19 protein-coding genes are annotated in these 18,840 nt (G+C 67.1%); 9 read left to right on the forward strand and 10 right to left on the reverse strand.

Annotated elements, in window-relative coordinates:
• Positions 1-97: 97 nt before the first annotated feature.
• A complete protein-coding gene (locus ACOI2T_RS12595) occupies positions 98-2,113 on the reverse strand; it encodes a glycoside hydrolase family 15 protein (protein ID WP_067851989.1) in 2,016 nt (671 codons plus the stop codon).
• Positions 2,114-2,228: 115 nt separating this feature from the next.
• Here ACOI2T_RS12595 and ACOI2T_RS12600 point away from each other — a divergent pair, with 115 nt between their 5' ends.
• The 6 genes from ACOI2T_RS12600 (at position 2,229) to ACOI2T_RS12625 (ending at position 6,620) form a co-directional block, all read left to right on the forward strand.
• Positions 2,229-2,453: a hypothetical protein gene (locus ACOI2T_RS12600; RefSeq protein ID WP_067851991.1), complete on the forward strand. Its 225-nt coding sequence runs from the start codon at positions 2,229-2,231 to the stop codon at positions 2,451-2,453.
• A 132-nt stretch (positions 2,454-2,585) separates the two neighbouring features.
• Positions 2,586-2,678, forward strand: a complete 93-nt coding sequence (locus ACOI2T_RS12605; protein ID WP_374213962.1) for an Ms4533A family Cys-rich leader peptide — start codon at positions 2,586-2,588, stop codon at positions 2,676-2,678.
• A 120-nt stretch (positions 2,679-2,798) separates the two neighbouring features.
• Positions 2,799-3,854, forward strand: a complete 1,056-nt coding sequence (locus ACOI2T_RS12610; RefSeq protein ID WP_409501464.1) for a sulfate ABC transporter substrate-binding protein — start codon at positions 2,799-2,801, stop codon at positions 3,852-3,854.
• The gene (gene cysT / locus ACOI2T_RS12615; protein WP_409501465.1) at positions 3,851-4,717 is read left to right on the forward strand and encodes a sulfate ABC transporter permease subunit CysT; all 867 of its coding nucleotides are present in this window, start codon (positions 3,851-3,853) and stop codon (positions 4,715-4,717) included. Before ACOI2T_RS12610 ends, cysT begins: the two co-directional genes overlap by 4 nt.
• Positions 4,714-5,538 carry a sulfate ABC transporter permease subunit CysW gene (gene cysW, locus ACOI2T_RS12620; RefSeq protein WP_409501466.1) on the forward strand — a complete coding sequence of 275 codons (825 nt, stop codon included), beginning with the start codon at positions 4,714-4,716 and terminating at the stop codon, positions 5,536-5,538. Before cysT ends, cysW begins: the two co-directional genes overlap by 4 nt.
• 14 nt (positions 5,539-5,552) lie before the next feature.
• A complete protein-coding gene (locus ACOI2T_RS12625; RefSeq protein WP_165766085.1) occupies positions 5,553-6,620 on the forward strand; it encodes a sulfate/molybdate ABC transporter ATP-binding protein in 1,068 nt (355 codons plus the stop codon).
• 4 nt (positions 6,621-6,624) lie between these two features.
• On the opposite strand, the gene ACOI2T_RS12630 is transcribed toward ACOI2T_RS12625, so the two are convergent.
• The 7 genes from ACOI2T_RS12630 to ACOI2T_RS12660 all read right to left on the reverse strand — a co-directional run bounded on the left by ACOI2T_RS12630 (position 6,625) and on the right by ACOI2T_RS12660 (position 12,829).
• The gene (locus tag ACOI2T_RS12630) at positions 6,625-6,894 is read right to left on the reverse strand and encodes a metal-sensitive transcriptional regulator (RefSeq protein ID WP_067851999.1); all 270 of its coding nucleotides are present in this window, start codon (positions 6,892-6,894) and stop codon (positions 6,625-6,627) included.
• Between the two features lie 66 nt (positions 6,895-6,960).
• A complete protein-coding gene (locus ACOI2T_RS12635; protein WP_409501892.1) occupies positions 6,961-7,821 on the reverse strand; it encodes a sulfite exporter TauE/SafE family protein in 861 nt (286 codons plus the stop codon).
• 54 nt (positions 7,822-7,875) lie between these two features.
• Positions 7,876-9,255, reverse strand: coding sequence for an MBL fold metallo-hydrolase (locus ACOI2T_RS12640; protein ID WP_409501467.1), 1,380 nt, complete (start codon positions 9,253-9,255; stop codon positions 7,876-7,878).
• Positions 9,256-9,477: 222 nt separating this feature from the next.
• The gene (locus ACOI2T_RS12645) at positions 9,478-10,191 is read right to left on the reverse strand and encodes a sirohydrochlorin chelatase (RefSeq protein WP_409501468.1); all 714 of its coding nucleotides are present in this window, start codon (positions 10,189-10,191) and stop codon (positions 9,478-9,480) included.
• 7 nt (positions 10,192-10,198) lie between these two features.
• On the reverse strand, positions 10,199-10,912 hold the full coding sequence (locus ACOI2T_RS12650; RefSeq protein ID WP_409501893.1) for a phosphoadenylyl-sulfate reductase: 714 nt from the start codon (positions 10,910-10,912) through the stop codon (positions 10,199-10,201).
• A gap of 17 nt (positions 10,913-10,929) precedes the next feature.
• Positions 10,930-12,618: a nitrite/sulfite reductase gene (locus ACOI2T_RS12655; RefSeq protein ID WP_409501469.1), complete on the reverse strand. Its 1,689-nt coding sequence runs from the start codon at positions 12,616-12,618 to the stop codon at positions 10,930-10,932.
• A gap of 115 nt (positions 12,619-12,733) precedes the next feature.
• Positions 12,734-12,829: an Ms4527A family Cys-rich leader peptide gene (locus ACOI2T_RS12660; RefSeq protein WP_374213964.1), complete on the reverse strand. Its 96-nt coding sequence runs from the start codon at positions 12,827-12,829 to the stop codon at positions 12,734-12,736.
• A 101-nt stretch (positions 12,830-12,930) separates the two neighbouring features.
• On the opposite strand from ACOI2T_RS12660, the gene hemW reads away from it, so the two are divergent.
• Both hemW and ACOI2T_RS12670 read left to right on the forward strand, forming a co-directional pair.
• Positions 12,931-14,103, forward strand: coding sequence for a radical SAM family heme chaperone HemW (gene hemW, locus ACOI2T_RS12665; protein ID WP_409501470.1), 1,173 nt, complete (start codon positions 12,931-12,933; stop codon positions 14,101-14,103).
• 68 nt (positions 14,104-14,171) lie between these two features.
• Positions 14,172-15,524, forward strand: a complete 1,353-nt coding sequence (locus ACOI2T_RS12670) for a salicylate synthase (RefSeq protein ID WP_409501471.1) — start codon at positions 14,172-14,174, stop codon at positions 15,522-15,524.
• Between the two features lie 305 nt (positions 15,525-15,829).
• Here ACOI2T_RS12670 and ACOI2T_RS12675 read toward each other — a convergent pair whose 3' ends face one another.
• On the reverse strand, positions 15,830-16,480 hold the full coding sequence (locus ACOI2T_RS12675) for a hypothetical protein (RefSeq protein WP_409501472.1): 651 nt from the start codon (positions 16,478-16,480) through the stop codon (positions 15,830-15,832).
• 66 nt (positions 16,481-16,546) lie between these two features.
• Here ACOI2T_RS12675 and ACOI2T_RS12680 point away from each other — a divergent pair, with 66 nt between their 5' ends.
• The gene (locus ACOI2T_RS12680; protein ID WP_409501473.1) at positions 16,547-17,164 is read left to right on the forward strand and encodes a TetR/AcrR family transcriptional regulator; all 618 of its coding nucleotides are present in this window, start codon (positions 16,547-16,549) and stop codon (positions 17,162-17,164) included.
• Here the strand turns inward: ACOI2T_RS12680 and ACOI2T_RS12685 are convergent.
• Positions 17,151-18,818 (reverse strand): (2,3-dihydroxybenzoyl)adenylate synthase, encoded by a 1,668-nt coding sequence (locus ACOI2T_RS12685; RefSeq protein ID WP_409501474.1) that lies wholly within the window; start codon positions 18,816-18,818, stop codon positions 17,151-17,153. The genes ACOI2T_RS12680 and ACOI2T_RS12685 overlap by 14 nt on opposite strands.
• Positions 18,819-18,840: the final 22 nt, after the last annotated feature.

The following is an 18,840-nucleotide window of genomic DNA, read 5'->3' on the forward strand; positions in this document are numbered from 1 at the left end:
TGATTTTCGAGAAAATTTCTCCCGCTGAGCAGACGCGTACGTACCCAGAAATGGCTCGTTTCGGGTACCTACGTGTCTGCTGGCCGGAGAACAGGTGTTACATCGGGGCGTTGGCGGGCACGAACACGCCGGAGCTGTCGGCTTCTTCCTCGGCGCGGATCACGTGCACGACGGCGTTGATCAACGCCAGGTGTGTGAACGCCTGTGGGAAGTTACCCAGATGGCGACCGGTGCGCGGCTCGATCTCCTCGGCGTACAGATGCAGCGGGCTCGCGAACGACAGCAGGCGTTCGCACAGATGCTTGGCCCGGCTCACCTCGCCGATCTCGACGAGAGCGGAAACCAGCCAGAACGAACAGATCGTGAACGTGCCCTCTTCGCCGGAAAGGCCGTCGTCGGTCTCCTCGGTGCGGTAGCGCAGTACCAGCCCTTCCTCGGTGAGTTCGTCGGCGATTGCGAGCACAGTGGCCCGGACCCGCGGATCGTCGGAGGGCAGGAACCGGGTCAACACGGCCAGCAGCAGCGATGCGTCGAGCGCGTCGTCTCCGTAGCGCTGGGTGAGCACACCGCGCGAGTCCACGCCGCGCGCCAGCACGTCGGCCTTGATCTCCTCGGCGATCGCCCGCCATTGCTGGGCGTAGCTCTTCTCGCCCTGGAGCTCGGCCAACTTCGAACCGCGATCCAGCGCCACCCAGCACATGATCTTGCTGGAGGTGAAGTGCTGAGGTTCGCCGCGGACCTCCCAGATGCCGCGGTCGGGTTCCTTCCAGTGCTTGATGGCCTCCTCGACCTGGTTCTTGAGCACGGGCCACAGCGCGTCGGGAATCTGCTCGCGCGACTTCGCATGCAGGTATACCGAATCGAGCATGGTGCCCCAGATGTCGTGCTGGCGTTGGTTGTACGCACCGTTGCCGATACGGACCGGCCGCGAGTTGTCGTAGCCGGACAGATGATTCAGCTCTTCTTCGATGAGCGTGCGTTCACCGCCGACGGCATACATCACCTGAAGCGGATGGCGTTCACCGTTGTTGGCGCCCGACACGTCGGCGATGAACGAGAAGAAGTCGTCGGCCTCGCGGTCCAGGCCGAGCGTGTACAGGCCCCACAGCGCGAACGTCGTATCGCGCACCCAGGCGTAGCGGTAGTCCCAGTTGCGTTCGCCCTGGGGGGTTTCCGGCAACGATGTGGTGGGAGCGGCCAGGATCGCGCCGGTCGGGGAGTAGGTCAGGCCCTTCAGCGTCAGGGCGCTCCGCTGCAGATACGACCGCCACGGATGGTCGGGGAAGTCGCCGACGTTGATCCACTGCCGCCAGGCCTCACTGGTCTTCCACATCTTGTCGGCGGCTTCTTCGTAGGTCTGCGGCGCCGGATGCTTCGACCAGCTCAGCGCGACGAAGACATTGTCGCCTTCGGTGAGCCGCGTGCGGGCCCGCGCCTCGCGGCCCTCGATGCCGATGCGCAGGTTCGTGGTGAGCCGCAGGGTCGGGTGCGAATCGGGGTTGCGGCTGGCGCGCGCGATGGCCTCGCCGTACGCCGGGCCGGAGTACTCCCAATTCGCGCTGACGCGGTGGTAGTCGAAGGCCGGTTCGCAGTTCATGACGAGTTCGACGGTGCCGCTCACACAGCGCACCGTGCGCAGCAGGATGTGCTCGGCATCCCAATCCATCGGGGTGCGGCGATGAGTCCGCGATCGTGTCTCGATGTCATGCCAAGGCCCCATCACGAGTGCGTCGCGCACGATCAGCCAACCCGTGTGGGTCTGCCACGTGGTCTCCAAGATCAGGCTGCCGGGCAGATAGCGGCGCGCGGCAGGCACGCTCACCCCGTAGGGGCCGAGCCGGAAGTGGCCGGCGCCACGGTCGAGGATGGCTCCGAACACGCTCGGCGAGTCGGGCCGCGGCACGCACAACCACTCGACCGACCCGGCCGACGAGATCAGGCACGTGTTCTCGCAGTCGGACAGGAAGCCGTAGTCAGCGATCGGCGGAAACGGGTTCCGCAGCGACGCGCTGGCCGAGTACGGCACCGGAGCCGTCACGGTCAGCGGGGCCTCGGGCACCTTCCGGGCGCCCGCCTCCGGGGCACCGGTGGGCTCAGTGTGTTGCAGAACCATTCGGACATCATGATCTGCGGATACGTTGCTCGTCTACCCGAATGCCACGTGTCGAACGTTACTGACCGCGATGGGATGAATCTGTCCAGGCACGGCCATCGCATACGCTTTCGGCATGGGCGCAATCCTCAGCTGGTGGGACGGCGTCGAGCTGTGGCTGACGGGCCTGCCGTTCGTGGTCCAGACCGCGGTGGTGATGCCCGTCGTCCTGGCCCTAGCGTACGGTGCCGCAGTGGTGCTCGACGGCGCTCTCGGCCAGGGCACGGCCGGTATCCGCAGGTTACGGCGGGCCGGAGCGGACGAATCTGACGAACTGGCCGAGGCGATGAGGACCGAATGACCGGCATGCCGCGTTCCCGCGTGACCCTGGTGCTGGCGATTCTCGTGGTCCTCGTCATCGTCATGTGGTTCGTGACCCGCTGACCCGATCGCTCGGGAGGCGCCGGCGTCAGACTCTGTTATTCTTCGCGCCATGCAAGCAGCGTCCGGCACCACGCAGAGCCACGTCGTGGCCCTCCGTGCCGTGGGTTCATGCGCTGTTGCAGACGTTCACTGTTGTCGCTGACTCCAACCCGTCCGCGGTTTGGGGTCGGTGGTGGGCTCGCTGTTTGCCCGAGCACTGATCCATTCGTCTTTCCGCCGTGACGGACCACCACTGTCCGTAGCTCGCAACGAAAGGTCATCAGTGCCAACCAAGAAGCTCGACATCAACAAGTTCTGGCGGAACGTCGCGAGGAACTCAGCTGTGCTGGCCACCAGCGGGGTGCTCGTCGTGGGATGCGGCGGTGGATCGAGTGACGTCGCGGGCGGCGACGGCGGTGCCGGCGGCGCGGAAACCACCCTGACTCTTGTCGCATACGCGGTTCCCGAGCCGGGCTGGAGCAAGATCATCCCGGCGTTCACGGCAACCGAAGAGGGCAAGGGCGTCGCCGTGACGACGTCCTACGGCGCCTCGGGCGACCAGTCCCGGGCCGTCGTCGACGGCAAGCCGGCCGACATCGTCAACTTCTCGGTGGAACCCGACATCACCCGGCTCGTCAAGGCGGGCAAGGTGGCCGAGGACTGGAACGCGGGCAACACCAAGGGCATCCCGTTCGGCTCGGTGGTTTCGCTCGTCGTCCGCAAGGGCAACCCCAAGGGCATCAAGGACTGGGACGATCTGCTGCAGCCGGGCCTCGAGGTCGTGACGCCCAGCCCGCTGAGTTCGGGCTCGGCCAAGTGGAACCTGCTGGCTCCCTACGCGGCCAAGAGCAACGGCGGCAAGGACGCCGCGGCGGGCATCGACTTCGTCAACAAGCTCGTGACCGAGCACGTCAAGACCCGTCCGGGGTCGGGGCGGGAAGCCACCGACGTGTTCCTCCAGGGCACCGGCGACGTGCTGATCAGCTACGAGAACGAGGCCATCAACGTCGAACGGCAGGGCAAGCCCGTCGAGCACATCAACCCGCCGCAGACATTCAAGATCGAGAACCCGGTCGCGGTCGTCAACACCAGTGCGCACGCGGACGCGGCCAACGCGCTGAAGAACTTCCTCTACACGCCCGAAGGACAAAGGCTGTGGGCGGAAGCCGGTTTCCGGCCCGTTGACCCGGCCGTTGCCGCCGAGTTCACGAAGGATTTCCCGACACCGGAGAAGCTGTGGACGATCGCCGAACTCGGCGGCTGGAGTGAGGTCGATCCCGCGCTGTTCGACAAGGACAACGGGACGATCACCAAGATCTACAAGCAGGCGACTGGATGACAGCTGCGGCTGAGACCGAATCGGCATCCGCGACCGCGCCGGGAGGTCGCGCTCCCGGCGCGCGTCGTGGGCGCTACGGCACGACCTCGCTGCGGGTCGGTGCCGCGTCCATCTGGCTGAGCGTCATCGTGCTGCTGCCCCTGGCCGCCATCCTTTGGCAGTCGGCGGGCGGTGGCTGGAACGCCTTCTGGCTGGCGGTCACGTCCAACGCGGCGATCGAGTCGTTTCGGGTGACGCTGACCATCTCGGCCGGCGTCACGACCGTCAACCTGGTCTTCGGTCTGTTGGTCGCCTGGGTGCTCACGCGCGACGACTTCCCGGGCAAGCGGATCGTCGATTCGGTCATCGACCTGCCCTTCGCGTTGCCCACCATCGTGGCCAGCCTGGTGATGTTGGCGCTCTACGGACCGGCCAGTCCGGTCGGGCTGCACCTGCAACACACCAAGTGGGGTGTCGGCGTCGCGCTGCTGTTCGTCACGCTGCCGTTCGTGGTCCGTTCGGTCCAGCCGGTGCTGCTCGAACTCGACCGCGAGGTCGAGGAGGCCGCCGCTTCACTGGGCGCCTCCAATCAGGTGATCTTCACCAAGGTGATCCTCCCGGCACTGTTGCCGTCGCTGCTGTCGGGCGCCGGTTTGGCGTTCTCGCGGGCGATCGGCGAGTTCGGATCGGTCGTGCTGATCGGCGGCGCGGTTCCCGGTGAGACCGAGGTCTCGTCACAGTGGATCCGCACGCTCATCGAAAACGACGACCGCACCGGTGCGGCGGCGATCTCCATCGTGCTGCTGGTCATCTCGTTCGTGGTCTTGTTCGTGCTGAGGGCGGTTGGTTCGCGGGCGGCCAAACGTGAGGAGCTTTCGGCATGACGCTGTCACCGTGGGTGCGCAATCTGCTGCGGTATCTGGCGCTGGCCTACATCGCGGTGTTGGTCATCGTGCCGGTGGCGTTGATCCTGTGGCGCACGTTCGCGCCTGGGCTCGGCGCGTTCTTCGCTTCGGTGGGCACACCCGCGGCCATCTCGGCCCTCCAGCTGTCCCTGTTGGTGGTGGCCATCGTGGTGCCGCTGAACGTGCTGTTCGGGGTGCCTACCGCGCTTGTCTTGGCACGCAACAAGTTCCGTGGCAAGAGCGCGTTGCAGGCCGTGATCGACCTGCCGTTCGCGGTGTCACCCGTTGTGGTCGGTGTCGCCTTGATCCTGCTCTGGGGCTCGGCCGGGCTGTTCGGGTTCGTCGAGAGCAACCTCGGATTCAAGATCATCTTCGGTTTTCCCGGCATCGTGCTCGCCAGCATCTTCGTGACGGTTCCGTTCGTCATCCGCGAGGTCGAACCGGTGCTGCACGAGATCGGCACCGACCAGGAAGAGGCCGCCGCCACGCTGGGTTCCAGTTGGTGGCAGACGTTCTGGCGGATCACCCTGCCGTCCATCCGGTGGGGCCTCACCTACGGCATCGTGCTGACCATCGCCCGTACCCTCGGGGAATTCGGCGCGGTGATCATGGTGTCGTCGAATCTGCCCGGCACATCGCAGACGCTGACACTGTTGGTGGCCGATCGGTACAACCGCGGCACCGCAGAGTCGGTGTACGGCGCATATGCCATATCGACCTTGCTCATGGCCGTCGCCGTCGTCGTGCTCGTGGTTCAGGTGGTTCTCGACCGGCGCCGCATCTCGGCTGAACAGTCTTAGAAGGAGTGATCGCTGTGACCAACTCGGGAACCGACGCGATCGTGGTACGCGGTGCCAACAAGCACTACGGCAGCTTCGCCGCGTTGGACAACATCGACTTCGAGGTGCCCGCGGGCTCGTTGACCGCGCTGCTGGGGCCGAGCGGTTCCGGCAAGTCGACGCTGCTGCGGGCGATCGCCGGCCTGGACCAACCCGATACCGGCACCATCACCATCAACGGTCGCGACGTGACGGGGGTACCGCCGCAGCGGCGCGGCATCGGCTTCGTGTTCCAGCACTATGCCGCGTTCAAGCACCTCTCGGTACGCGACAACGTGGCCTTCGGTCTCAAGATCCGCAAACGCCCAAAGGCCGAGATCAAGGAGAGAGTCGACAACCTGCTGGAAGTGGTGGGGCTCAGCGGCTTTCAGACCCGCTACCCCAACCAGCTCTCGGGTGGCCAGCGCCAGCGGATGGCATTGGCGCGTGCGCTCGCCGTCGACCCGCAGGTGCTGCTGCTCGACGAACCGTTCGGAGCGCTCGACGCGAAGGTCCGCGACGACCTGCGGACGTGGCTGCGCCGCCTGCACGACGAGGTTCACGTCACGACCGTGCTCGTCACGCACGACCAGGCCGAGGCGCTCGACGTCGCCGATCGCATCGCGGTGCTCAACAAGGGACGTATCGAGCAGGTCGGATCGCCCACGCAGGTCTACGACGAGCCGGCCAATGCATTCGTGATGTCCTTCCTGGGCGCGGTGTCGGAGTTGAACGGGATCCTGGTGCGGCCCCACGACATTCGCGTCGGCCGCAATCCCGAGATGGCGATCGCGGCGGGCGACGGCACCGCGGAGGTCACCGGCGTGCTGCGGGCCACGATCGACCGCATCGTGATGCTGGGCTTCGAGGTACGCGTCGAACTCACCAGTGCCACGAACAACGTGCCGTTCACGGCCCAGATCACCCGGGGTGACGCCGAGGCGCTGGGTCTCAAGGAAGGCGACACCGTGTACGTCAGAGCCACCCGCGTGCCGCAGATCGCCGGCGACGTCCAGGTGGTGGTGCGAAGCACCGACGAAGACCAGGCGCTCACCACCACCTAGTCCGTCAGGCGAGGGCCAGGAACAGTTTCTCCAGTTCGGACACGTCGATAGGTTCGGCGCCCTCGGCGCGTTCGTCGGTGATGCACTCACGCAGGCCCGTGGCGATGATCTTGAATCCGGCCCGGTCCAGCGCCCGCGATACCGCGGCGAGTTGTGTCACAACGTCTTTGCAGTCGCGGCCCTGCTCGATCATCGAGATCACGCCTGCGAGTTGTCCCTGTGCGCGCCGCAGCCGATTGAGGACAGCGGCGATGGCCTCCTGGTCACCGACCATGGTGTGCGCCTTTCGAAGTCGTTGTTGTCATTGCCGGGATCGTACCCGCGGGGGTATCGCAAACGGTCACGTCGCGGGAGCGGGTGGACCGAACAGTCGTTGCACGGGACACCATGCGTAGCGCCTGCACACGAAGTAATAGAAGGCGCCGATCGCGGTTGCGGCACCGGCGACCAACCCGACGACGGGATGGACTTCCTCGGCCAGGATGATCGAGGCCATCGCCAGCACGAACCAGCCGAACGCGCGGCGCAGCGTGTCCGGATCGACGCGTGCGGTCAGCTGGGCACCGAGCAGACTTCCCGCCACGGCGGCAGCCGTGACCATCGCGGCAAGCGGCCAATCGATCGGCACAGTGCTCAGCTGGCCGGCGAGGCCGGCGAACGAGTTCATGGCGATGACGATCAACGAGGTGCCGACGGCGATGGGCATCGGCAGACTGCCGAGCAGGGCCAGCGCGGGAACCACGACGAATCCGCCTGCCGCGCCGAGAGTTCCGGTCACCACGCCCACGACCAAGCCCATCAGCAGGGTCTTGACCGCGGGTGCGCGTACGGCCGGTGTGGTGCACTCCGGACGCCGGTTGAGCATGGCTACCGCGGTCGCGATCATCACGACGGCGAACGCGGTCAGCAGTACCGAACCGGGCAGGAGGTGCCCGATCAGTCCGCCCGCATACGCCCCAGCCGTGCCGGTCACGCCGAACAACAGTCCGGTGCGCCACTGCACATGACCGGCCCGTGCATGAGTGACGGCGCCGATGACGCTGGTGACCCCGACGACAAGCAGCGATGTGGTGATCGCCTGCCTGGCGTCCAGACCGGCCACGTACGCGAGCAGTGGCACGGTGAGGATCGAGCCGCCCCCGCCGAGCACGCCGAGGAACACCCCGACCAGAACGGCCAGCGACAGGATCAGCGCGAGCATGGCGTCAGCCGGCCCTTCCGGCAAGGTGAATCACGGTCATCATGTCCTTGCGCGTCACGCCGTTTGAGTGCTCGCGGCCCAGGCGTTGTAGCCGCCCAGGATGTCGCTGACATCGGTGAATCCCTTCTGGCGCAAAAGGCTCGCGGCGACCGACGAGCGGTAGCCGCCCGCGCAGTAGACGACCGTGGGACGGTCGGCGTCGAGTTCGGTGACCCGGTCCGGCAGTTGGCCGACGGGGATGTTGACCGCGCCCGGGACCATCCCGGCCGCCGCCTCACCGGGATTGCGCACGTCGACGATCTGCAGGTCGGCGATCTCGGCGGATCGCTGCGCGAAGGCCTCGGCGGTGAGTCGCGATGCCACCTGCACCTGGTCGCGATGTGCGAACATCGTCTGCTCTGGTGCGGAGAGGTAACCGCTGACGCGGTCGAATCCGATGCGGGCCAAGCGATTCTTGCCCTCCACCTCCTGCCCGGCCTCGGTGACCAGAACGATGTCGGCGTCCGGCTTGACCACCGACCCGGCGAATTCGGCATAGCGCCCCGCCAGGCCGATGTTGATCGCGCCCCGCAGGTGGCCCTGGGCGAACTCTTCCGGGCTGCGGCCGTCGATCAGGACGGCGCCGTCGGCAAGTGCCATGGCCGCTTGGTCGTAATCCATTGACTGTGGCATGGCCGTTTCGTCGAGCAATTCGCGATCCTTGCGGTTGAGGACCGCGTCGTAGACGAAATAGCTTGGGGCAGGGGGTTGTCCCGCGGTGACAAGGTCGACGAACGACTGTTTGTCGGCGGCCCGCAGTGCATAGTTCGTGCGTTTCTGGTCGCCGATGGTCGACCACAGCTCGGTGGAGAGGTTCTTGCCGCAGGCCGAGCCCGCACCGTGCGCGGGGTAGACCCGCGTGGCGTCGGGCAACGTCATGAGCTTGTCGCGCAGCGAGTGATAGAGCTTGTCGGCGAGTTCGTCGCGGGTGAACCCGATGGAGGCCAAGAGGTCCGGCCGGCCCACATCGCCGATGAACAGGGTGTCGCCGGTCAGCACGCCATAGGGGACCGGGTCGCCGGCGTGTTCGTACACCACGATGCTCATCGATTCCGGGGTGTGGCCGGGAGTGTGGCGGAACTCCAGCGTCACCTCGCCGAGCGAGTATCGCTGTCCGTCGTCGACTCCCATGAAGTCGAACTCGGGCTGCGCGACGGATGAGTACACGATCTTCGCGCCGCTGGCCTGGGCGAGTTCCAGGTGGCCCGACACGAAGTCGGCGTGGAAGTGCGTCTCGATGACAAGCTCGATCCGGAAGCCGTGTTCTTCGGCATCTGCCAGATACTCGGCGACATCGCGTTGCGGGTCGACGACGACCGCACGGCCCGACGTCTCATCGCCGATCAGGTACGACGCGTGCGACAGACACTCCAGGTAGTACTGGATGAACTTCATTGTTCGGCTCCTAGGCTCGTTTTCTGATACCCCCAGGGGTATACCTTTCCTGGTTTCAAATATACCCCCATGGGTATATGGGTCAAGGTTGTGTGATGTGACCTCGGTCCCTGCCGTTGAGTTCGACACCAGGGTCGTCAGAAGCTGCCTCGACACGGCAAAGCACAGCCCTGGCGTCGAACTCGACGCCAGAGCTGCGTGAAGGAAGGAATGCCCGGAGGGCTAAGCGGCGAAGCCTGCGCTGTGCGCGGCGAGTGCCTCTTCATAGCGGTCGAGCACCGTCGCCGCCACCAACCGGTGCGGGCCCAGCGGTTCGGCCATCGGAATGCCTTGGCTGCGAGCGTATTCAGCGACGCGGTCGGTGATCCGGCCGTGGGCCAGGAACCACGGCGCGATCACGAAGCGCTCGGCGCCACTGGCACGCAACTGCTCGACGGCCTCGGGCACCGAGGGGGTCTGACCGGTTGCGAACGCGACCCGCACCCCGGCCCACCGAGTCCCTTCGGCCAAGCTGCCCGCGAGCGACGCGGTGCGGGCGTTGGCGGCCGGATGCGATGAGCCGACCCCGGTGAGCACCACGCCCAGCGCGGCGTCGAAGCGCGAAACTCCCAGTGCGGCAAGGCGTTCCCGAACCACCTGAAGCAGCCGCGGGTCTTCGCCGAGCACGTCGGCCTGGAGGACGTCGGCGCCCGACTGGGCGATCAGGCCGGGGATGTCGGTACGGGCGTGAAACGCACTGGCCAGCAGCAGCGGTGTCACCACCGAGCCGGGCGCGACGTCCGGCAGCACGTCGGCCAGGTTCGGCGCATTCTGCTCGCAGAACGCCACCCGCACGTCGGTGTCGGGCAGCAGGCGGCGCAGATGGCCGGCGATCGCATGGGCGTTCGCCGACGAACGCGGATCTGCGCTGCCGTGTGCGGTGAGGACGAGCGTCACAACAACCTCACGAGGCGTGCAGTCCGCATTCCGTCTTGGACTGGCCGGCCCAGCGCCCGCTGCGCGGATCGGCGCCAGCGATCGGCTTGCTCGTGCACGGTGCGCAGCCGATGGACGGATAGCCTTCGAAGACAAGGGGATTGACGAGAATGCCGTTGGCGTCGATGTAGGCCTGCATATCGTCGTCGGACCACGCCGCGATCGGGTTGATCTTCACGAGGCCGAATGCGTTGTCCCAGCTGATCAACGGCGCGTTCGCGCGGGTCGGCGCTTCGACTCGGCGGATACCGGTCACCCAGGCGCGGTAGCCCTGGAGAGCCTTGCTCAGCGGCTCGACCTTGCGCAGCCGGCAGCACTCACCGGCATTGCGCGCGAACAGATCCTTGCCGAGCAACGCGTCCTGCTCGGCGACGCTGTGCTCGGGTGCCACGTTGACCACGTGGACGTCGTAGACGGCCTCCACGGCGTCGCGGGTGCCGATCGTCTCGGCGAAGTGGTAGCCGGTGTCGAGAAACAGCACGTCGACGCCGGGGCGCACCTTGGCCGCCATCTCCACGAGCACCGCGTCCTGCATGTTCGAGGCCACCACGTACTCAGGCCTACTGCCCGGCCCACCGGCGCCGCCGAAGTGCTCGTCGGTCCAGCGCAGCAGTTCCTCCGCGCTCGCGCCCGCAAGCTCCTCAGCGCCCCGTTCGGCCAGTTCGCGTAGCTCGGACTCCATCGTCGTCGTCAAAGCACTCACCTCAAATCAGCTTCGTCGGCCCGTACGGCCCACTGGGCGAAACGCTCACCGGACTCGCGTTGTTTCACGAAGTTGCGAACAACCCGCTCGATGTAGTCGCCGAGTTCGGTGGCCAGGACCTTGTGCTGGCGCAGCTTGCGGCCGAAACCGCTGTCCAGACCCAGGCTGCCGCCAAGGTGGACCTGGAAGCCCTCTTCGGGGCCGTTGCCTTCGTCAACCATCTGGCCCTTGAAGCCGATGTCGGCGACCTGGATGCGTGCGCATGAGTTGGGGCAGCCGTTGATGTTGACCGTAACGGGCACGTCGAGCAGTGCGTTGACGTCCTCGAGCCGGCGTTCGAGTTCCGGCACCAGTACCTGGGCGCGACCGCGGGTATCGGCGAAGCTCAGCTTGCAGTACTCGATGCCGGTGCACGCCATGAGGTTCTTGCGCCAGTGCGACGGACGGGACTGCAGGCCGAGCGCGTCCAGGCCGGCGGTCAGCTCGTCGATCTTGTCGTCGGGGACGTCGAGGATGATCAGCTTCTGGTACGGCGTCAACCGGATCCGGTCGGAACCGGCGGCCTCGGCCAGGTCGGCCACCTTGGTCAGGATGGTGCCGGAGACGCGGCCGGCGATCGCGGCGACGCCGACGGCGTTGAGGCCGTTCTTGAGGCGCTGCACACCGACGTGGTCGATGGTGTGGGGCACCTGCTCGGGCGCGGGACCGTCGATGAGCTTGCGCTTGAGGTATTCCGTCTCGAGAACTTCCCGGAATTTCTCGATGCCCCAGTCCTTGATCAGGAACTTCAGCCGGGCCTTGGACCGCAGCCGGCGGTAGCCGTAGTCGCGGAAGACCGAGGTGATGCCCTCCCATACCTCGGGCACCTCGCTCAGGGGAACCCAGGCACCGAGCCGCTGCGCCAGCATCGGGTTCGTGGAGAGCCCGCCGCCGACCCATACGTCGAGGCCCGGACCGTGCTCGGGGTGGTTGACCCCGATGAACGCGACGTCGTTGATCTCGTGGGCGACATCCTGCAGGCCCGAGATCGCGGTCTTGTACTTGCGCGGCAGGTTCGAGAACTGCGGGTTGCCGACGTAGCGGCGCACGATCTCGTCGACGGCCCAACTCGGGTCGAGGACCTCGTCGACGGATTCGCCGGAGAGCGGTCCGCCGAGCACGACACGCGGGCAGTCACCGCACGCCTCGGTGGTCTGCAGACCCACCGATTCGAGCCGGCGCCAGATCTCGGGCACATCCTCGATTCGGACCCAGTGGTACTGGATGTTCTCGCGGTCGGTGATATCGGCGGTGTCGCGGGCGAACTCCGTCGAAATCTCGCCGATGGTGCGCAACGCGGCGGCCGAGAGCGCACCGCCGTCGCAACGCACCCGCATCATGAAGTACTGCGCCTCGAGCAGGTCGGCGTTGTCGTCACCGGTCCAGGTGCCGTCGTAGCCCTGCTCACGCTGGGTGTAGAGGCCCATCCACCGGAATCGGCCACGCAGGTCGTTCTTGTCGATGCTCTCGAAGCCCTGCTTGGAGTAGATGTCGATGATGCGGTCACGCACATTCAGCGCGTCGTCGTCTTTCTTGAACTGCTCGTTGGCGTTGAGCGGCTCGCGATAGCCCAGAGCCCACTGTCCTTCGCCGCGGGGACGCTTGGCGGGACGTGCGGCTTTGGCCGGTGCCTTGGGGGTTGTCACTGTAGGTGCTCCTTCGCGGAGGAGCTGGCCTTAGGCCGCGCTGTTCACCGGTGGCTGTCCGGCGGCGCAGATCCGGTGGCCAGCTGAAAGTACAGGTGGGCAGGTCTACACAGGATCAAGGCAGACAGCAACAGCTACAAACACGCTTGAAATCGACATGCCGCCGAGCCACCAGCGATACGCGGGTGGTGCTGTTGTTGGCGGAAGTCACGCGGCCATTGTGCCACGATTGTCGCCATAGCCCCTAACCGGGCCATATTTGCGCTCACGGTGAGCAAAAGTCCCCGCTGGACAGTCTGGGAAAATCGTTGCATGACCACCCGGACCGCGCCGTCAGGCCAGCCCGATCTGGCGCCCGTCGCGGGACGACCGTTCGGCATCTACATCCATGTGCCGTTCTGTGCCACCCGCTGCGGATACTGCGACTTCAACACCTACACGCCCACTGAACTGGGCGGATCCAACCCCGAGGGCTGGCTGGCCGCGCTGCGCGTCGAGTTGCGGATGGCCGCGGCGCGGGTGGGTGCGGTGCCGGTTCGGACCGTGTTCGTCGGCGGCGGAACGCCCTCGCTGCTCGGGAGCGCCGGACTGGCTGCAGTCCTCGACGCCGTCCGCGACAACTTCGAGCTTGCTGCCGGGGCCGAGGTGACCACCGAGGCCAATCCGGAATCCACCTCGCCCGAGTTCTTCGCAGCGCTGCGCGAGGCCGGCTATACGCGCGTTTCGCTCGGGATGCAGTCGGTGGCGCCGCACGTGCTTGCGGTCTTGGACCGCACGCATTCACCGGGCCGGGCGCTGGCCGCGGCGGCCGAGGCCAGGACCGCGGGCTTCGAGCACGTCAACATCGACCTGATCTACGGGACGCCGGGGGAGTCCGACGACGATCTGCGGCGTTCGGTCGACGCCGCGGTGCATGCCGGGGTCGATCACGTATCGGGCTACGCCTTGGTGGTCGAGGATGGCACCGCGTTGGCTCGGCGGGTGCGCCGCGGCGAGATCGCCGCGCCCGACGACGATGTGCTCGCGCAGCGTTACGAATTGCTGGATACGCATCTGTCGGAGGCCGGCTTCGAGTGGTACGAGGTGTCGAACTGGAGCCGACCGGGCGGTGAGTGCCGGCACAACCTCGGCTACTGGGACGGCGGCGAATGGTGGGGCGCCGGACCGGGAGCGCACGGATTCCTCGGTGCGACCAGGTGGTGGAACATCAAGCACCCCAACGCCTATGCGCAAGCATTGGCCGACGGACTGCTGCCGGTCGCCGACTTCGAAGAGCTCGACCCGCAGGCGCGCCACCTCGAGGACGTGATGCTTCGGCTTCGGCTGCGGCGCGGGTTGGCCTGTGGTGATCTCACCGCGGGCGAGCGCGCGCGCCTGGCCGGCCTGGTGGCCGATGGCTTGGTCGATGCGGCCGGCGAGCGTGTGGTGCTGACCGACCGTGGCCGGTTGCTGGCCGACGGTGTGGTGCGCACCTTGCTGGATTAACGCGAATCACACCGCGGGCGACGGCGTAGTGCACCTGGTTTACCTAGGTTAGGCTACATTTACTTCCCGTGACGAAGGTCAGTTTCGAGACGAGTTCCGACAACGCCGAGTCGATCGAGCTTTCGCTGCCGACCGGTACGAACCCCGTTGACCTCGTGGCCGAGCTGGCCCGGGTGCTGCCTGAGCGCGACGGCGAGGACTACGTCGTGTACGAGCGCGACGGCGAGTGGACGTTGGCGCTGGGCGTGCGGGCCGTCGTCGAACTCGACTCCGACGAGTTGCGGGTGGTCCAGGACGGCGTGGTGCAGCGGCAGGCGTGGTCCGGACGGCCGGGTGCCGCGCTCGGCGAGGCCGTCGACCGGTTGCTGCTCGAAACCGACCGGCTGTTCGGGTGGGTGGCATTCGAGTTCGGCACGTATCGCTTCGGTCTGCAGGCGCGACTGCAGCCGGGCACGCCGCTGGCCCGAATCCTCTGGCCCCGTACCCAATTCGTGGTGTCGGACGGGCGGATCACGTTGATCGGCGCCGACGACCGCCAGACCGAGGCGCTGCGTGCGGTGCTGGCGGACGGCGTGAGCGCGGTCCCGGCGGCCACCGCGGTGGATGTCCGGGCGGACTCGTCGAACTATCGCGACCGCGTGGCCACCGCGATCGACGAGATCACGAGCGGCCAATACCAGAAGGTCATCCTGTCGCGGCGGTTCGATGTGCCGTTCGCCGTCGACTTCCCGGCCACGTATCGCGTGGGCCGCCACAACAACACCCCGGCCCGGTCATTCCTGCTGCACCTCAGTGGAATCCGGGCGCTGGGCTACAGCCCCGAACTCGTCGCCGCGGTCCGTGCCGACGGCACCGTGCTGACTGAACCGCTCGCAGGCACCCGCGCCCTTGGGCGTGGCGCCGACAACGACCGCGCCGCCCGCGACGACCTGGAGTCGAATCCGAAAGAGATTGTGGAACACGCTATTTCGGTGCGCACCTCGGTGTCGGAGATCGCCGAGGTGGCCGAGCCGGGTACCGCGGTGGTGCTGGACTTCATGACCGTCCGCGAGCGCGGCAGCGTCCAGCATCTCGGGTCGACCGTCGGCGGGCGGCTGCAGCGTTCGATGGACCGCATGGACGCGCTGGAGACCCTGTTCCCGGCCGTCACCGCATCGGGCATTCCGAAGGCCGAGAGCGTTGACGCGATCCTGCGGCTCGACGAGGCGCCCCGCGGCTTGTATTCCGGTGCGGTGGTGACGTTCTCGGCCGACGGTGGCATGGACGCGGCGCTGACACTGCGCGCCTGCTACGAAGCCGAAGGCAAGACCTGGCTGCGGGCCGGTGCCGGCATCATCGGCGACTCGACGCCGGACCGGGAATTCGAAGAAACCTGCGAGAAGCTCACGACGCTCGCGCCGCACCTGGTGCCGCGCGCCTGAGCTCTACCGCGGTGTGGCGCGTTGCGCCTGCGCTGCCCCGCGTTTGTCACGCTGGAGTGGCTGCGGGCTTCGGACGTCACTCTGGTGTGACAGTGGTGGGCTGAATTTCCGTGTGGGCTCGCGTTTGTCACGCTGGAGTGGCTGTGGACTTCGGACGTCACTCTGGTGTGACAGTGGTGGGCTGAATTTCCGTGTGGGCTCGCGTTTGTCACGCTGGAGTGGCTGTGGACTTCGGACGTCACTCTGGCGTGACAATCGGCGGCGTGACAATCGGCGGCGGGGGACCGGGCGGCAGGGCGGCTACGTCACAGCCGCAGTAACTCGATGCTGTAGATGACGATCCAGGTTGCCCAGCCGAGCCAGCCGATGAGGCCGACCGGCGCGATTCGGCTCGCGCCGCCGGCGTTGTACGGGCTGGCTGCCGACGATATGAACAACAGGACCGCGCTCGCGTAACCGAGCCAGGCGTGCCACGGCGCGATGAATCCGATGTCGGCCCCGGCCACGGTGAAACCGAGCAGCGCGATGGCCAAAAACACCTGGTTGAAGCCGAACAGCACATTGCTCAGACCCCACAGCCCCGCCATGGGACCCTGGTCGTGGCTCGCGGCCGCGGCCATGCCGAAGCGCAGCGCCTCGACGCAGGTGAAGGTCGCGTTCTGCATGATCACGCCGGCAAAGCCCACCAGCGCCCACGCCCTGGCATCGCCGCCGCCATCCCACAGCACGGTGAGCAGCCCGGCGGCGAACACCGTGGTGAACAGCCACATCGGCGGGGCCAGCGCCGAGGGTTTCCTCAAGGCGTCGCCGACAGTGGCGAAGGAGTCGGTCACGGCGCCGATGTCCTTGCCCGCCACCGGCATCGGCAGTCCGCCGCGTACGTAGATCACGTTGACGACGACGGCGACAAGCACGAACCCCATGCCGCCGAGTCCTGCCGCAACTGTGAAATCCATGTCGGCCCCCAAATTCGATTTACACGTCCTATATTGAATGAAGATCAACACAAACGGAAGACGGTCATGGCCGAAAGGCGTCGTTACGACTCACTGCGGCGGCTCGCGCAGGCGAAGCAGACGCGTGCCGAAATCGCCGATGCGGCGCGTCGGCTCTTCGTCACGCAGGGCTGGGCGGCGACGACCGTGCGCGACGTCGCGCGGGCGGCCGAGGTGTCGGTGCCCACCGTGTACGCGGCGTATCAGAACAAAGCCGGACTGGTGTGGGCGCTGGTCGACGCCGCGGATCTGTCGGCCGACCTACCGCAGATGCTCGACGAACTGGAATCCGGCGCGACACCGCGGGCGCATCTGGCCGCGATGGCGGGCTATGACCGGCGGCTGTTCGAGCGCGCCGGTGACCTGATCGCACTCATCCGCGAAGCGGGCCGTACGGAGCCCGACCTTGCCGCCCTCTACCGCCAAGCCCGCCAGGCCGCCGACCAGACCCGCATCCAGGTGTTCTCCGGTTGGCCCGACGGCACATTGCGCGCCGGCCTGGACGTGCAGCAAGCCGTCGACATCTACGCCGCCCTGTGCAATGTGAACGTCTACGCGACGCTGACGGTCGAACGCGGCTGGCCACCCGACCGCGTCGAGCAGTGGTGGACCGACGCGCTCGCCCGCGAGCTCATCCGTCGGTGAGCTGGCGCAGGATCGCCTTCTTGTCGATCTTGCCGACCGCCGTCGTGGGCAAGCTGGGGACCGGGACGAGGACGTCGGGTTTCGCATGTGCCGCCACACCGCGCTGCTCCAGATGCGTGTGCAGCTCCGCGAGCGTCACCGGCGGGCCGGTGAACACCACGACCGCACAGACCTTTTCGCCGAGGTACTCGTCGGGCAGCGGCACCGCCGCCGCCGACCAGACCGACGGATGCGTCAGCAGGTGCTCTTCCAGATCGAGCGCCGACACGTTCTCGCCGCCCCGCACGATCACGTCTTTGACCCGCCCCGTCACCTCGATGTAGCCGGCCAGCGGACCCTCGGCGAACCGGCGCACGCGATCCCCGCTGCGGTAGAACCCGTCCGGGCTGAACGAGCGCTCATTGGCGCTCTCGGCGTTGAAATAACCGTTGATCGTGTACGGCCCGCGCACCAGCAGCTCGCCCTCGGTGCCGGGCGCGACCTCGTTGCCCTCCTCGTCGACGATGCGGATCTCGTCATCGGCCGACAAGGGCCTGCCCTGCGTCGCGTCGAGCACCTCGACCGGATCCCCGATCCGCGTGTAGTTCAGCAGCCCCTCGGCCATCCCGAACACCTGCTGCAGACCCGGGGTGAGCGCGGTACGGACGAGCGCGGCGTCCGGGGCGGCCAGCTTGGCGCCACCGACCTGCAGCAGCCGCAGAGACTTGGGTGCCAACGGCTCCCAGTCGCACGCCTGCGCCCACAACTTGGCCAGCGCGGGGACGAGGGCGGTGACGGTGACACCGTGACGGTCGATGGCCGCGAACGCCGACTCGGGGCTCGGGTCGGCCGTGAACACCGTGGTGGCGCCGACGCTCAACGCACCGAGCAGTCCCGGGCAGGCGAGCGGGAAGTTGTGGGCCGCGGGCAGCGCGACCAGATACACGTCGTCGCCGGTCAGCTCGCACAACGTGGCGCTCGCGGTGCAGTTGTAGACGTAGTCCTGGTGCGTGCGGGGGATCAGCTTGGGCGCACCGGTGGTGCCGCCGGACACCAGGAGCAGTGCCGGTGACGCCGGATCGGGGTCGATCACGGGCGGTGTGTCCGACGATTCACGCGACACGGCCGACCAGGACAGGAATTCGGCCGGTTCGCCGTCGACGAGCACGTGGCGCACACCGGGGTGCGACACGACGAGCTCACGTGCCATCTCCCGATAGTCGAAACCACCCGCCACATCCGCGATCACCAACCCGACGGCGCCGCCCACGTCGACGAAGTGCGTGAGCTCGGCGAGCCGATGGCCGGGCAAGCACATGATGGGGACGGCGCCCGCGCGCAGCAGGCCGAACAACGCGACCGCGAACTCCGCCGAGTTGGGCAATTGCACGAGCACGCGGTCTCCCGGCCGGATGCCGAGGCCCGCGATCCCGGCGGCGGCGCGGTCGGCCTTGGCATCCAATTCGGCGTAGCTGTAAGACTTCCCGGCATCGGCGACAGCGACGCGATCGGGCCACTCGGCAGCGGCGTCACGCAGTACCGAATCGAGTAGCCGGTCGGTCCAATATCCCGCCGCCCGGTAGGCCTCGGCGCGGTCGGCCGGAAAAGGCGTGAATCCCTGCAGCAACGTCGACTGAGCTGCGGATTCGGATGGCTGGGGAGTGGTCAGAGTCACGACGAGGCACCTCGGGGTAGGC

Source organism: Mycolicibacterium wolinskyi str. Jessa 2025 (assembly GCF_049241375.1).
GTDB classification, from domain to species: Bacteria; Actinomycetota; Actinomycetes; order Mycobacteriales; family Mycobacteriaceae; genus Mycobacterium; species Mycobacterium wolinskyi.

Excerpts from the sequence above, each read along its gene's own strand:
- ACOI2T_RS12595 (WP_067851989.1), bottom strand. The coding sequence starts at position 2,113 with ATGGTTCTGCAACACACTGAGCCCACCGGTGCCCCGGAGGCGGGCGCC.
- ACOI2T_RS12600 (WP_067851991.1), top strand. The coding sequence starts at position 2,229 with ATGGGCGCAATCCTCAGCTGGTGGGACGGCGTCGAGCTGTGGCTGACG.
- ACOI2T_RS12605 (WP_374213962.1), top strand. The coding sequence starts at position 2,586 with ATGCAAGCAGCGTCCGGCACCACGCAGAGCCACGTCGTGGCCCTCCGT.
- cysT (WP_409501465.1), top strand. The coding sequence starts at position 3,851 with ATGACAGCTGCGGCTGAGACCGAATCGGCATCCGCGACCGCGCCGGGA.
- cysW (WP_409501466.1), top strand. The coding sequence starts at position 4,714 with ATGACGCTGTCACCGTGGGTGCGCAATCTGCTGCGGTATCTGGCGCTG.
- ACOI2T_RS12630 (WP_067851999.1), bottom strand. The coding sequence starts at position 6,894 with ATGGTCGGTGACCAGGAGGCCATCGCCGCTGTCCTCAATCGGCTGCGG.
- ACOI2T_RS12635 (WP_409501892.1), bottom strand. The coding sequence starts at position 7,821 with ATGCTCGCGCTGATCCTGTCGCTGGCCGTTCTGGTCGGGGTGTTCCTC.
- ACOI2T_RS12640 (WP_409501467.1), bottom strand. The coding sequence starts at position 9,255 with ATGAAGTTCATCCAGTACTACCTGGAGTGTCTGTCGCACGCGTCGTAC.
- ACOI2T_RS12650 (WP_409501893.1), bottom strand. The coding sequence starts at position 10,912 with ATGGAGTCCGAGCTACGCGAACTGGCCGAACGGGGCGCTGAGGAGCTT.
- hemW (WP_409501470.1), top strand. The coding sequence starts at position 12,931 with ATGACCACCCGGACCGCGCCGTCAGGCCAGCCCGATCTGGCGCCCGTC.
- ACOI2T_RS12675 (WP_409501472.1), bottom strand. The coding sequence starts at position 16,480 with ATGGATTTCACAGTTGCGGCAGGACTCGGCGGCATGGGGTTCGTGCTT.
- ACOI2T_RS12680 (WP_409501473.1), top strand. The coding sequence starts at position 16,547 with ATGGCCGAAAGGCGTCGTTACGACTCACTGCGGCGGCTCGCGCAGGCG.